The 14,122-nt window shown below is 62.0% G+C and carries 11 protein-coding genes and 1 pseudogene; 10 read left to right on the forward strand and 2 right to left on the reverse strand.

Translation table 11 applies throughout. The features are described 5' to 3' along the window. Positions 1 to 185: 185 nt before the first annotated feature. The 6 genes and pseudogenes from Q0907_RS18725 (at position 186) to Q0907_RS18750 (ending at position 6,280) form a co-directional block, all read left to right on the forward strand. Positions 186 to 1,115, forward strand: a complete 930-nt coding sequence (locus Q0907_RS18725) for a L,D-transpeptidase (protein ID WP_299347522.1) — start codon at positions 186 to 188, stop codon at positions 1,113 to 1,115. A gap of 11 nt (positions 1,116 to 1,126) precedes the next feature. Beyond that, entirely contained in the window at positions 1,127 to 1,780 is a 654-nt protein-coding gene (locus Q0907_RS18730) for a M23 family metallopeptidase (RefSeq protein WP_343229833.1), read from the forward strand. A gap of 92 nt (positions 1,781 to 1,872) precedes the next feature. Beyond that, positions 1,873 to 2,268 carry an H-NS family nucleoid-associated regulatory protein gene (locus tag Q0907_RS18735; RefSeq protein WP_299347524.1) on the forward strand — a complete coding sequence of 132 codons (396 nt, stop codon included), beginning with the start codon at positions 1,873 to 1,875 and terminating at the stop codon, positions 2,266 to 2,268. Positions 2,269 to 2,443: 175 nt separating this feature from the next. Then, positions 2,444 to 2,938: pseudogene (locus tag Q0907_RS18740) on the forward strand ((2Fe-2S)-binding protein); the annotation flags it as partial. Further along, the gene (locus Q0907_RS18745; RefSeq protein WP_299347528.1) at positions 2,935 to 3,993 is read left to right on the forward strand and encodes a xanthine dehydrogenase family protein subunit M; all 1,059 of its coding nucleotides are present in this window, start codon (positions 2,935 to 2,937) and stop codon (positions 3,991 to 3,993) included. The pseudogene Q0907_RS18740 and the gene Q0907_RS18745, both read left to right, overlap by 4 nt. Continuing rightward, complete coding sequence (locus Q0907_RS18750; RefSeq protein ID WP_299347529.1) at positions 3,986 to 6,280, forward strand: xanthine dehydrogenase family protein molybdopterin-binding subunit; 2,295 nt, start codon at positions 3,986 to 3,988, stop codon at positions 6,278 to 6,280. The genes Q0907_RS18745 and Q0907_RS18750 overlap by 8 nt, the downstream gene beginning before the upstream one ends. Positions 6,281 to 6,340: 60 nt before the next feature. On the opposite strand, the gene Q0907_RS18755 is transcribed toward Q0907_RS18750, so the two are convergent. Next, a complete protein-coding gene (locus tag Q0907_RS18755) occupies positions 6,341 to 6,730 on the reverse strand; it encodes a response regulator (RefSeq protein WP_299347540.1) in 390 nt (129 codons plus the stop codon). A 137-nt stretch (positions 6,731 to 6,867) separates the two neighbouring features. On the opposite strand from Q0907_RS18755, the gene Q0907_RS18760 reads away from it, so the two are divergent. From Q0907_RS18760 to Q0907_RS18775, 4 genes are read left to right on the forward strand one after another with little or no spacing between them, the layout of a single operon-like run. Continuing rightward, positions 6,868 to 9,987 carry a response regulator gene (locus Q0907_RS18760; RefSeq protein WP_299347531.1) on the forward strand — a complete coding sequence of 1,040 codons (3,120 nt, stop codon included), beginning with the start codon at positions 6,868 to 6,870 and terminating at the stop codon, positions 9,985 to 9,987. After that, on the forward strand, positions 9,960 to 10,808 hold the full coding sequence (locus Q0907_RS18765) for a CheR family methyltransferase (RefSeq protein WP_299347533.1): 849 nt from the start codon (positions 9,960 to 9,962) through the stop codon (positions 10,806 to 10,808). Before Q0907_RS18760 ends, Q0907_RS18765 begins: the two co-directional genes overlap by 28 nt. Then, positions 10,805 to 11,395: a chemotaxis protein CheB gene (locus tag Q0907_RS18770; protein WP_299347534.1), complete on the forward strand. Its 591-nt coding sequence runs from the start codon at positions 10,805 to 10,807 to the stop codon at positions 11,393 to 11,395. Before Q0907_RS18765 ends, Q0907_RS18770 begins: the two co-directional genes overlap by 4 nt. A gap of 2 nt (positions 11,396 to 11,397) precedes the next feature. Beyond that, complete coding sequence (locus tag Q0907_RS18775) at positions 11,398 to 12,507, forward strand: hybrid sensor histidine kinase/response regulator (protein ID WP_299347542.1); 1,110 nt, start codon at positions 11,398 to 11,400, stop codon at positions 12,505 to 12,507. 406 nt (positions 12,508 to 12,913) lie between these two features. Here the strand turns inward: Q0907_RS18775 and Q0907_RS18780 are convergent, their stop codons facing one another. Further along, positions 12,914 to 13,954, reverse strand: a complete 1,041-nt coding sequence (locus Q0907_RS18780) for a hypothetical protein (RefSeq protein WP_299347536.1) — start codon at positions 13,952 to 13,954, stop codon at positions 12,914 to 12,916. Positions 13,955 to 14,122 lie beyond the last annotated feature (168 nt).

Genomic DNA, 14,122 nt, shown 5'->3' on the forward strand with positions numbered 1-14,122 from the left:
CTCCTGGGGGCTGGGTTGGCTTCGCAACCCCCATCTTCCAGAGATGCCCCGGATGAACAACCTACCGAGAGATCACAACTAGCCTGTACGACAGGTTGCTTTACACGGCCATGACATGACGGCCACCAAGATCAGGGATGACTGACTTGGAGAGCCCTATGCGTTCAAAATGTCTGCTTGCGGGGATGGTGGTGCTGCTCGCGCTGCCGGGGTATGCCGCCACACCCGACACCACCCTGGCCGCCCAAGCCAATGATCCCGCAACCCGCCAGGGCATGGGCGCCCTCGTGCGAGCGCAGGTGTTGCTGGATCGTTCCCATTTCTCGCCCGGTGAAATCGATGGGCGCGCCGGGTCGAATCAGCGGCGTGCGGTTCGCGGGTATCAGCAGGCGCGGAAGTTGAAGGTCAGCGGAGAACTGGATGAGGCGACATGGACCTCATTGAATCAAGACGCAGCGCCTGCCTTGGTGACCTACACGCTGACCGCCGACGATGTCGGGCAACCGGTGGCCTCCATACCCGAGGACATGATGGCCCAAGCCACGTTGCCCTCGCTTGCCTTTGAGTCGATCGAGGAGGCCTTGGGTGAGCGCTTCCATATCTCACCCGCATTGCTGAAGGCGTTGAATCCGAACGCGGACTTTTCAAAGGCCGGTACGCCGTTGCAGGTGCCCAACGTGGCCAGCCTCCCGGCGCTGCCAAAAGCGGCCAGCGTGGTGATCGACAAGTCCGATTCCACGCTGGGACTTCTGGATGCCAGCGGTGCCCTCATTGCGCAGTTCCCGGTGTCCTCAGGCAGCGAGAAGGATCCGCTTCCGTTAGGACAGTGGAAGATCGTCGGGGTCGCAGAGAATCCGACCTTCCACTACAACCCCAAGTTGTTCTGGGACGCTGACCCAGCGCACGCGGAAGCCAAAATCGCCACTGGGCCGAACAATCCCGTGGGCACGCGTTGGATCGACCTGTCCAAGAAGCACTACGGCTTGCACGGCACCCCAGAACCCAGCGCCATCGGCAAAGCCCAGTCACACGGCTGTGTGCGGCTTACCAACTGGGACGTTGAGCGCGTGGCGCGTGCCGTGTCGCCGGCGCTGTCAGTGATTATGCAGGAGTAGGGGTGAGATACCTGCTTGCGCTGATTGTTGTGGTCTGCACACTGGCCGCCTTGCTGTGGACCGGCGTTGAGATTTCGCCGACCTCCCCACCTGTCGCTACCCCCAGCGCATCGGCCACCCTGACTGACGTCGGCGCAGCTAAGCTGGCCATCGTCGCGAGCCCGGACGCGCCAATGACGCAGCTTCCATCAGATCCTGCGTTACCTGCACCGGCAGCACACACGGATCCGTCGGGCACGCTGCTGATACCGGTGCAAGGGGTACAGGCACCCGCGTTGGTCGACACGTTTACCGATGCCAGAAGCCAGGGCCGAAGCCATGATGCGATCGACATCATGGCTCCTGCCGGCACTCCCGTACTGGCCGTGGCCGATGGCCACATCGAAAAACTGTTCACCAGCGAGCGAGGCGGACTGACGATCTACCAGTTCGACCACGCTGGGCGACTGGCCTACTACTACGCGCATCTGAAAGGGTATGCACCGGGGCTGGCAGAGCAACAGCAGATCACCCGCGGCCAACTGCTCGGCTATGTAGGATCCACCGGCAACGCCAGTCCTGACGCACCGCATCTGCATTTTGCCATCTTCGAACTTGGCCCGGAGAAGCGTTGGTGGGAGGGCACAGCGCTCAACCCGTATCCAGCGCTGACTCAAAGCCAGTAACGTAACTCCTGCCGTTGCCTCGGTCCGCGGCGCAGGTGCTGCTATAGAATCGGGTATCCACCCCGCGCCTAGCCGACCACAAGAATCCTTGAATGACTAAGACCACCTTGGACGCCATTGCGACCACGCGAGCTCGACTGGAAGAAGAATTGCGCGATCTGGATAAGCAAGAAGAGCAGCTACGTCAGCAGCAGGCCTCGGACGCCTACGCCAATGTGATGCAACTGCTGACCCAGTTTGGTGCCCACTTCTCTGCCAAGCAGAAAGCCGAGCTGGTGACGGCGCTGAACAGTGGTGAGCGCGCACCGCGCAAGAAGGCATCGAGCACTAAAGAGGTAGCCCCCAAGTACTGGTTGCCGCACAGCGGTGAAACCTGGTCAGGTCGAGGCCGTGCGCCTCGTGCTTTTGCTGCCTGGGAAGGCACGGCCGCCTACAAGGAATGGAAGGCACGCCACCCCAACGAGAAGTTCCCGAAGTTTCCAGGCTAGCGGCCGTATCGGTCTGAGGAAGGCCCAAGGCGGTGTGACGGTAGGGGAGGGTTCTCATCATCTTCACTGTGTTGACCTCAGTCTCAGATCGAGAAGGAGGCCCGCCATGACACGCGATACTGTGGCAGAGCAAACGCCCCAAACCGCCGATACGCCCAGTCGTCACTCCATCACCCTGCAAGTCAACGGGAACGATCACGCCCTTGAGGTGCAGGCTTGGTCCTCACTTCTGGATGTGCTGCGTGAGCAGCTCGGTCTGACCGGCACCAAGAAAGGGTGCGATCACGGCCAGTGTGGTGCTTGTACCGTGTTGATCGATGGGCGCAGGATCAACAGCTGCCTGACGCTGGCCGCGCTTCAGGCGGGCAAAGACATCACCACGGTGGAAGGCCTGGGCGATGGCCAAGCCCTCCACCAGATGCAAGAAGCCTTCCTGCAGCACGATGCCTTCCAATGCGGTTACTGCACACCCGGCCAACTGTGCTCGGCCGTGGGTTTGATCAACGAAGGCCGCGCCCGCACGCGTGATGACGTGCGGGAACTGATGAGCGGCAATCTGTGCCGATGCGGCGCCTATACCCAAATCACCTCGGCGGTGTGCGAGGTGGCGGGGATTGAGCAAGCACACGATCCCCAGTGCCCCATCATTGTGGGGAGCGTGCCGGCATGAACCCGTTTACGTTGGTATCGGCCTGCGATTCTCGTGGCGCCCGACAGGCGTTGGGTCATGTGGCGCAGCAGCCGCGTATTACCCGTCCTCAGTTCATCGCCGGTGGCACCAATGTGCTGGACCTGATGAAGGCCGGCGTGACCCAGCCCAGTCGCCTGGTCGACATCAGCGGCCTGGGGCTGGATGGCATCGAATGGTCGCCCGAGGACGGCTTGCGGCTGGGCGCCACCGCCCATAACGCCGATACGGCCTATCACCCCTTGGTCAGCGAGCACGCCCCCCTGCTGGCTTCGGCGATTCTTGCCGGCGCCTCGCCCCAGATACGCAATGCTGCCACCAACGGGGGCAATCTGCTCCAGCGCACGCGCTGCATGTACTTCTACGATGTGGCGCTGCCGTGCAACAAACGTGTGCCAGGCAGTGGCTGCAGCGCCATCGGGGGCGTGACCCGTCAGCATGCCATCCTGGGCGCAAGTGAGGCCTGTATTGCCACTCACCCCTCCGACATGTGCGTTGCCCTGGCCGCCTTGGAGGCACAGGTCGAGGTGGAGCGAGGTCAAGGACGCGAACTGATCGCGTTCTCCGATTTTCATCGCCTGCCCGGCGATCACCCGGAACACGATACGCACTTGCCGTCCGATGCCTTGATCACGGCGCTGGTGATTCCACCCAATCCCTATGCGGCTCATTCGGTGTATCTGAAAATCCGCGACCGCGCCTCTTATGCGTTTGCTTTGGTCTCGGTGGCGGTCGGGTTGGAGCTCTCCGATGAGGGAGCCGTGGTCTCGGCGCGCGTGGCCTTGGGCGGTGTGGCCCATAAACCGTGGCGGTTGGAGGAGGCGGAGGCCCTGCTGGTGGGCCAGCCTCCCACTGCCGAGGCGGCCGCGCGCGTGGCCGATCGACTGCTGCAGGGTGCCATCGGGCAGGGCGACAACGACTTCAAGATCGAATTGGCCCGGCGCTTGGTGGTGCGCGGGATTACCGTGGCCGCCCGCGGCACCGTCACCAATGACACGGCCCTCAAAGATTCATCAGGGGAGCAGGCACATGAGTGAGGTCGATCCTCTCGTGCCAGTAGCGGCACCAGGCACCGGACATGTTCGCAAGGGGCAACCGCTTACCCGGATCGATGGACCGGCCAAAGTACAGGGTCAGGCCCGCTATGCCGCCGAATTCCCGGCCCCCGATCTGGCCTACGGCGTCGTCGTCAACACCGCCGTGGCCAAGGGCACGATTATTGCGATCGATCTAGATGCCGCCCTGGCCGTGGAAGGCGTACTGGATGTGCTCACGCACCAGCGGCGGCCAAGGATGCGGGCCGGGCGCGTGTTTCATAAAGACTTGATCGCGCCGGGCGGCAAGCCGTTCCGACCACTTTACGACGAGCATGTGGTCTACAGCGGACAGCCGGTGGCGTTGGTGGTCGCTACCAGTTTTGAGGCGGCGCGCCGGGCCGCGATGCTGGTGCGGGTGGAGGTGGCGCCCGAGCCCCACGCGACCTCACTGCGTGCGAACCTGGACAAAGGCCACAGCCCAAAAGGCATCAAGTTCGGCTACAAGCCGCCTCCCAAAGAAAAGGGTGACGCCTCAGCCGCGTGGCACAACGCCCCGTTCCGGATGCAGGCAACCTTCTATGCCGAGGCCCAGCACCACAACCCGATGGAGCTGTTTGCCTCCACGGTAGTGCGTGATGCCCAAGGTCGCATGGTCGTACACGACAAGACCCAAGGCTCCCAGAACAGCCGTTGGTACGCCTCCCATGCCCTCGGCATCCCGAAGTCCCGACTGAGCGTGCGCAACGCCTTCGTGGGGGGCGCCTTTGGCTCGGGGCTGCGGCCCAACTACGCCCTGCTGCTGGCAGTGATGGCCTCCGAGTATCTGGACCGCTCGGTTCGTGTCGTACTGACACGCCAGCAGATGTTCACCTTCGGGCATCGGCCCGAGACGTGGCAGCAGATCCGGCTTTCTGCCAACGCCCAGGGCCAGCTCCAGTCCATCGAGCATGATGTGCTGACGGAAACCTCGCGCGCGGAGGACTACACCGAGGTCGTGGCCAACTGGTCGGGCCAGTTGTATGCGTGCGAGAACATTCGCCTGTCGCACAAGCTGGTCGACCTGGACCGGTTTACGCCGATGGACATGCGTGCACCGGGCGCGGCTCACGGTGTCCATGCCCTGGAGGTGGCTATCGATGCCATGGCCTGTGAGGTCGGCATGGATCCGCTGGCGTTTCGGCTGGTCAATTACGCCGAGGTGCATCCCATCGAGGACAAGCCGTTCTCCTCCAAAGCGTTGCGGGAGTGCTTTGCCCTGGGCGCCGAGCGATTTGGCTGGTCACAGCGCCACCCCGCACCTCGTGCCACCAAGATCGGTACCGAGTATGTGGGGTGGGGGATGGCCACCGGGACCTGGGATGCCCTGCAGATGTTTGCCCGTGCCAAAGCAGTCCTGGATGCGCAGGGCCGGCTTCGCGTCAGTAGCGCGGCCTCGGACATCGGCACGGGCACCTACACCGTGATGGCCCAAATCGCCGCTGACGCCATGGGCTTGCCGCTGGAACATGTCACCTTTGAACTGGGTGACTCGACCCTGCCCGTGGCACCGGTGCAGGGGGGTTCTGCCCATGTGGCCACGATTGGATCGGCCATTGAAGGGGTCTGCGATAAGTTGCGCGCCGGCCTGCTCAAGCTTGCCAAACGCCATCACGGCGAGCTGTTTTCTGGCTGCAAGGATGATGATGTCGAGTGTGTCGAAGGGGGTTTGCGGCGCAAGGCCGGTGGGGCCAGCGTTCCGATTGTTGAGCTGATGGCGTTGGCCAAGGACGGAAAACTGCGGGCCAGCCATCTGCTCCTGCCAAACCAGCGTGAACAGTCAAAATATTCGCGGGCCACGCACTCGGCCGTGTTTTGCGAAGTGCGTGTGGACGAAGCATTAGGCACGATACGGGTCACGCGGGTGGTCAGCGCCATCGCCGCCGGCCGCATCATCAACCCGATGGCAGCGCGCAGTCAGATTCTGGGCGGCGTGGTATGGGGTATCAGCCACGCGCTGCATGAGGGTACCCACGATGATCCTCGGCTGGGGCGCTTCATGAACCACGATTTTGCTGAGTACCACGTGGCCGTGAATGCCGACATCCACGAGATTGACGTGCTCTTTGCCGATGAAGACGATCGGGTGGTCAGCCGGTTGGGGGCCAAAGGGGTTGGTGAAATCGGTCTTGTAGGGGTATCGGCGGCCATCGCCAATGCCATCCATCATGCCGTGGGCGTGCGGATCTACGACACGCCCATCACTCCAGACAAGGTCATGGCCGGACTTGCACACAGTGGGGCGATCTAGCGAAAGCGTGTGTCGATCTACTGCGGCTAGAACGCCCGACGTCGGACTCCCTGGCTTAGCTTACGCAGCCAGCAATTGCATCAGCTGATTGAGCCGAAACGGCTTTTGCAGGAAGTGCGCATACCCGGGCAGGCTGGGGAGCTGCCGCGGGGGATGGCCTGAGGCCAGAATCACCCGCGCCTGCGGCCGTGAGCGCTTCAGGTGCTCGGCCAAATCAATGCCGTTTTCCGAACCTGGCATGTGCACATCGCTGACCAGGACATCGCACGGGAAGTCTTCCAAGATTGCCTTGGCGCTATGCGCATCCTCGGCAATGCGAACTTCCATGCCCGCGTCCTGAAGGACATCGGACAGCAGAGCGCGCAGCTCCACCTGATCCTCGACCAACAGCACCCGAATCGAGCCTCCCGCAGACGTCAGATCCGAGCAAGGACTGTCCGAAGCACCCATCTGCCTGCTGTTGGTGTCGTCCACTGCCACGCGCTCCCCTATACAAAATTTGGAAAAGGATTGAGATAAGAGCGTGAAGAAGTTGTAAACGTAAATGAAGGTAGCATGGTGTTTTGTACTCGGGGCAAGGGCAGGGGATGAGCCAGCAGGACCAGGGGAAGCGGCACCGCGACACCATCATGTCCATCATCGCCTTTGGTTTGGCGGCCACCACCATCGGGCTGGAGGCTGTCATCCCGTTGGGCTATGCCGTCTGGCTGCTGTACTTCCTGGCCATTGGCGTAACGGTGTACCAGCGCCGGCCGTGGGTGCCGGTGGCGATTGCCGCATTGGCATGCGCGTTGCTGGTGGTCGGTTTCAATTTGGCTCCCCCTAGTCACAACTCAGCCTTCTCCGTAGTGAATCGAACGGTGGGCGGGGTTTGCTTCCTCACCACAGCGCTGATCGTGATGCAGGCCATCCGCGCTCGCTTACAGGCTGAGCGAGCGCTATGGCTGCAGGAAGTGGAAAACGAGGTCGCCGGCGTGCTGCAAGGCGAGCAGACCCCTCACAGCTTGGCAGAGGGGGCACTGCGGGTGCTGTGCGATCATCTGGGTGCCCATATCGGCGTGCTGTACCGTTTAAGCGGCCAGGAACTGGTCCTGGTGGGCGGCGTTGCGCTGGCGCGCGAGGTTCCCACCCGGATTGCCGCCGGCTCGGGTCAGCTGTGGGAAGCCATCGCCAAACAAAGCCCCCGGGTAGTGCGTGGCATCGAGGCCTCCCATGTCGGTGTTGAGTCGGCGCTAGGTCGAAGCGCGGCCGTCAAACTGCTAGTGGCACCGCTCACCGCCGATGGCAGTGCCAGCGGGGCGTTGGAGCTGGGCCTGATTGAGTCCCCGGTCGATGAGTCCACGGCCATGGAGTTGCTGCAGCGGTGCGCCGATACCATTGGTATTGCCCTCAGAACCGCCATGCTGCGCAGTGAACTGATTGAGCTGCTGGAAGAAACCCAGCGCCAAGGCGAAGAACTTCAGGCCCAGCAGGAAGAACTGCGGGTGGCCAACGAGGAACTGGAGGAGCAAAGCCGTACCCTGCAGCAATCCCAGGTCAACTTGGAACAGCAGCAGGCTGAGTTGGAACAGACCAATGTGCAGCTTGAAGAGCGGACCCACGAACTCGAAGGGCAACGGCAGCAGCTGCTGTCGGCACAGGACAACCTGATGCGCAGTCGGGAAGACCTGCTGGCCGCCTCGCGCTACAAGTCCGAGTTCCTGGCCAACATGTCGCATGAACTGCGCACGCCGCTGAACAGCTCGCTGATCCTGGCCAAGCTGCTGGCCGACAACAAGGAAAGTACGCTTACCGCTGACCAGGTCAAGTACGCCCAAGCGATCCATTCGTCCAACAATGACCTACTGGCGCTGATTAACGACATCCTCGACTTGTCGAAGATCGAAGCAGGGCACGTTGAACTGCAGGATGACACCCTCAGCACCGAAAGCGTGGTGCAGCGTTTACGTGAGACGTTCGATCCACTGGCGCGCCAAAAGGGGCTTGACCTGACGCTGGAGATTGCGTCCGACGCCCCGGTCCAGTTCGTGGCCGACGGACAGCGCCTGCAGCAGATACTGAAGAACCTGCTGGCCAACGCCATCAAGTTCACAGAGCGCGGCTCGGTCACGATGCACGTCAAGCCTGACGCCCAGAATCGTGTCGGGTTTGTTGTGTGCGATACCGGTATCGGCATCGCCCGCGAGCAGACTGAAGTGATCTTCGAGGCCTTTAGGCAGGCCGATGGCAGCACGAGCCGTCGCTTCGGCGGCACGGGGCTCGGGTTGGCGATCTCGCGTGATTTGGCCGCTCGCATGGGCGGGGCACTCACCGTGGAGAGCGAACCGGGCCGCGGCAGTTGCTTTACCTTGGTCATCCCCACCGATGGCGCACCTGCCGCCGATCAGGAGCCGCAGGCTGCACCCTCGGCACCGCGCACCATCAGTCCGGCGAATCAGGCCACCGGCCCGATAGCAGTGTCCGCCACGATGGCTAGCCCGCCGGCCCCCGCCAACGCACCGGTGGCCGCCAGTCCCATCACGCGACGCTATCCAGACCGCCTGATTCTGGCGATTGAGGATGACGTCGAATTTGGCCGGGCTCTGGTCGCCCTGGCCCAAGAACTCAGGTTTGACTGTGTGGTGGCCTCAACGGCCGAAGAAGGGCTGCGATTGGCTGCTGAGCTGCGACCCAATGGCATCCTGTTGGATATCGGCCTGCCCGATGTATCGGGCTTGAGCGTGCTGGAGCGGCTGAAGCGCGATCCAGTCATCCGTCACGTGCCTGTGCATGTGGTGTCCGCGTTGGAGCGCACCCAGGTGGCCCTGGAACTGGGCGCGGTGGGCTATCTGATCAAACCGGCTACCCGCGAGCGGTTGGCCAGTGCCATTGAACAGCTGGAACAGACGCACGCGCGCGATGTGCGCCGACTGTTGATCGTGGAAGATGATCAGGAACTGCGACAGAACCTGCAGCTGTTGCTTGCCCGCGATCAGTTGGAAATCGTCGCCGTCGGCACGATTGCCGAGGCCATCGAAAAGCTTGATGTCACCACTTTCGACTGCATGATTACCGATCTGGCCCTGCCCGATGGCAGCGGCTATGACCTGCTGGAGAAGATGTCGACCAGTGCCACCGGCGCGTTTCCACCGGTGATTGTGTATACCGGTCGAGCACTCACACGCCATGAAGAGCAGCGTCTACGACGCTATTCCAAGAGCATCATCATCAAGGGGGCACGCTCGCCGGAACGGCTATTGGATGAGGTCACCCTGTTCCTGCACAGTGTGGAGGCGACCCTGCCCGGGGACCAGCAGCGCATGCTGCGGGAAGTCCGTCGGCGTGATGCGGTACTGGATGGCCGCAACGTCCTTCTTGTCGAGGACGACGTGCGCAACATTTTCGCCTTGTCCAGTGTATTGGAGCCGCTGGGTGTAAAGCTGCAAATCGCGCGCAACGGACGTGAAGCGTTGGACACCCTCGTCAATCAGGACTTCGATCTGGTGCTCATGGACATCATGATGCCGGAGATGGATGGACTGACGGCCATGCGGGAGATTCGTCGCAACCCGCAATGGCAGGATTTGCCGATCATTGCGCTGACGGCTAAAGCCATGGCCGATGATCGCGAGCATTGCCTGGAGGCCGGTGCGAACGACTACATCGCAAAGCCAGTCGATGTGGAAAAGCTGGTCTCCTTGTGCCGGGTATGGTGCGCGCGGCAATGACCCCCAGCGAGTTGTTCGATCTGGAGCTGGGGGTCTTACTGGAAGCGCTATACCGGCGTTACCACTATGACTTTCGCGAATACGCGATCTCATCCCTACGCAGGCGCGTGCGCCAGGCCATGGATCGTTTCCAGTGCGACAGCGTGGCCACGTTGCAACATCGGCTGCTCCACGAGCCGGCGCTGTTTACCCAGGCCATGCAGTACTTCACGGTCCAGGTCTCTGAGATGTTCCGGGATCCGGACTACTTTCGGGTCTTGCGGGAGCAAGTAGTGCCGGTGCTGAAGACCTACCCGTCGTGCAAAATCTGGGTAGCCGGTTGCAGCTCGGGAGAAGAGGTGTGGTCATTGGCCATCCTGCTGGACGAAGAGGGCTTGCTGGAGCGTACGGTGCTCTATGCCACCGACATCAATCCTGAGGCACTGGCCAGCGCCGAGGCGGGGGTGTTCGCATTGGATCGGATGGCTCAGTTCAGCCGTAGCTACCTGGCTGCCGACGGTCGCGGCTCGCTCTCGGACTACTACACGACCGCTTACAACGGCGCCTTGTTCGATCGGCGCCTGAAGCGCAACATTGTCTTTGCCGACCACAGCTTGGCCACCGATGCGGTGTTCTCCGAGGTCCACTTTGTGTCGTGCCGCAATGTACTGATCTACTTCAAGCGCAGCCTGCAGGACAGGGCAGTGGGCTTGTTCCATGAGGCCTTGGTGCACCGCGGTTTCCTGGGGTTGGGTAGCAAGGAATCTCTGCAGTTCGGTGAGCACGCGGCGGACTTTGAAGTGAGCTCCCGGGCACAGCGGCTTTACCGGAAGATCGCATGACCTCTCCAGCGCCACGCCTTTGCGACACCGTAGACGCGATCGTCGTGGGCGCTTCAGCGGGAGGTGTGAGCGCCGTGAGGACGCTGTTGGAGGCCTTGCCGGCGAACTGTCCGGCGGTAGTGATGATTGTCCTGCACCTGCCGCGCGACCGACCCAGTCAGGCGGCTGAGCTGTTCGCACAGTATTGCGTACTCCCTGTCGCCGAGGCAGAGGATAAGGCACCACTTAAGCAGGGCACGGTATGGATCGCGCCACCGGACTACCACCTGATGGTGGAAGATCGGGATACGATGTCGCTCAGCCTGGATGAGCCGGTCCTGTTCTCCCGGCCTGCGATCGATCCCTTGTTCGAAAGCGCAGCGGCTGTCTTCGCTGATCGCGTGCTGGCGATCCTGTTGACCGGTGCGTCCAACGATGGCAGCGAGGGTGTTGCCGCCATTCGGGCCGGTGGTGGCCAAGCATGGGTACAGCAACCGGAGGAGGCCAGCTCGCCCATGATGCCGGCCTCAGCGCTGGCGTATGCAGGCGCTGATGCCGTACTTACCCTGGATCAGATGCGTGTGCGCTTACGGAGCTTTCAGCCTTGAACTTGACCTTGTCCCATCCTGAGCCGGTGCGTAGCGAGCCGATCAATATCCTCGTCGTGGACGATGTGCCCGAGAACCTGGTGGCCATGCGCGCGCTTCTGCAAGCCGACGGGGTGCAGGTGCTGTGCGCCGCCTCTGGCGCGCAGGCACTGGAACTGCTGCTTGTCCACGAGGTAGCCGTGGCCCTGCTTGATGTGCAGATGCCTGAGATGGATGGCTTCTCGCTGGCCGAACTGATGCGAGGTGCGGCGCGCAGCCGGGAAGTGCCGATCATCTTCTTGACGGCCTCACCGAACGACCCCAAGCGCGCTTTCAAGGGGTATGAAGCCGGTGCCGTGGACTTCTTGCACAAGCCCATCGAGCCCCACGTCATCCTCAGCAAAACGAATGTGTTCGTCCAGCTGTTCCAGCAGCGGCAGCTGCTAAAAGAACGCGCCGAATCGCTGGAAAGAGCGCTCAAGCTCAACGAGACCATGATGGCGGTGTTGACGCACGACCTGCGGACACCGCTCTCGGCCATGCTGCTGTGTGCTGAGAAGTTGGCCCTGCAGCTTCCCGGGGATGAGCGCGTCCAACGGACGCTGTCCCAGCTGGAAACCAGTGGTTGGCGGATGGCGCGGATGGTGGAGCAACTGCTGGATTTTTCCCGCATCCGTTCGGGCGGCTTTCAGATCGAGCCTCGGACCATCGATCTAACGCAGGTGCTGTTGGGCGCAATTGATGAAGTAAAACGCGTCCATGCCCACGCAGACATTGCGTTTGAGGCTGGACAATCTTTGGAGGTCAAGGCAGATCCGGATCGACTGACCCAGGTGGTGATCAACCTGGTTGGCAATGCGGTGATCCATGGCAAAGAGGGACCTGTTCGTATCGTCTTGGAAAGCGCGACGCAAGGCTCTGTGGTGTTGCGAGTCTCCAACGCCGGCCATATCGGCGAAGAGTTGCTTCCTCGCCTATTCGAGCCATTCAAGGGCGCATTCCATGCCAGCCAGGGACTCGGGCTCGGGCTGTTCATTGCTGACCAGTTCGTCAAGGCACACGGCGGCACGCTGTCGGCGACTAACGACAACGGACAAGTCCACCTGGAAGCTCGTTTTGAAAAAATGACGTAAGCCTGTAGGAATCTAGATCGGCAAGCGCCAGCGCGTCCTTCATTCCACGCGCCAATCCGGACATCGTGAGCAACATCGTCCTGTTACACGACCGCTATCGCGATGGCCAGGGTTGAGCAGGGAAGTGTTCACGGGGTGGAGGATTCCGAGGGTGGCACGGGATTACCAGCGCCAAGATGCACTACGGAGGTGTCGAGCCAGTGCCTTTTGAGCACGCCCGCCTTCTTCCATGTCAGGAAATCGAAGCTGTACTCACGCGCTTGCGCGATGAGCTGACCTGGGCTCTTCCAGCGCTGCCGACGAAGTGTCTTCCTTCACTACCTTTTCGCAGGCGGATTCGAGCCTAAGTAGATGACAGCCGCGCCGGAAATCCAATGACCTCACAGTCGGCTTGCGCCTCTTATGGCTATTCGAGCAGGGCGGCGTCGCCTTGCTTCAGGGCGAAGGCACGCATTGCGTCCGATACAGGAGCCTCAATGGCGAAATTGCCGAAGCGCCTGCGCCATGCCGACCAATGCCGGGTCACGTGCCCCTTGCGCCGCTGTCCTGGACACAGCCAGATCCATTGCAATCCCCAATGCGCAGGCATGTCTGGGGAATCGCGCCAGCGAAACGCGCAAGCTCCAACGATCGCGCCGATAGCATCGGTGAGCAAGAATCCGTTGACCTGTGGATCACTATCGCCGCTGGGCGAACCCCACTGCACGAAGTCGTAATGCAACTCGCGCTTGAAGGCCAGAGCACGTACATACATCTCTCGGTGCTGCCACGGCGGGGAATGGGTTGTGACGTGGTGGGCGGTAACATTTCCCGCATGAGTAGCCAGCAACTTTGGACGAGGCTGCGGCTCAAGGTAGCTCATACGCTTCTTGTGCTCGCGTCGGTGCAATTGGCTCGACTCGGTATCGCCTTGCCAGAAGGTATATGAGCATATGGTGCAGGTGGTCTCAACCGGTTCGGGCCGGCGCCGGAACTTAGGGGGCGTGATCATCAGTCCACCCAGCCGTCCATCATCATGGCCCCACACTTCGACCTTGTGCCCCGTGTCCAATCTGAAGTATTCGATTGGGCCCAGGCCCATGAGGGAGCCGGCGCTGGCCAGCGCGAGCGGAGCGCACTTGTGGTGGGTGCGTTGGAACCAGTAGACGCTCAGCTCAGCGCCGGTCTGCAAAGCCTGGGCTGAGACGTGGGGGAGCAGCAGGTCGACCAGCAGTGCGGGATCGGTATGGAAGCCGCAGCGCTCCAGCAGAATCAGAAGATCGGCGACCTCCGTGGCCCTGAGCGCAGCATGGCTGAAGACCGCCGTTGAACGGGCCTTGGGCCTGGGGCTGACTGAAGTCCAGCGCAATCCGAACAGGGCGACCCAGCGGTCAACATCTATAGAGCCATGTTCGGCCAGTCGCCCGTCCAGTGCCAGCAGAAGATCCTCAACGTCGGCGCGGTACATCCAGCCGGTGCGCACGGCCTGGCTTATTAGGCGCCCCGCGCTCGACGACAGCCGGGCGCGCGCCGGCTTGCGTAGGGCGTCCCGTATCTGGGCGACGTCCCCCCACTTTCAGTAGCGGGGCGATTTAGAGTCCGGGGTTGATGGTAGCGGATGCCAGTTGCTTCGCGT

Source organism: uncultured Pseudoxanthomonas sp., assembly GCF_947498795.1.
GTDB lineage: Bacteria > Pseudomonadota > Gammaproteobacteria > Xanthomonadales > Xanthomonadaceae > Pseudoxanthomonas_A.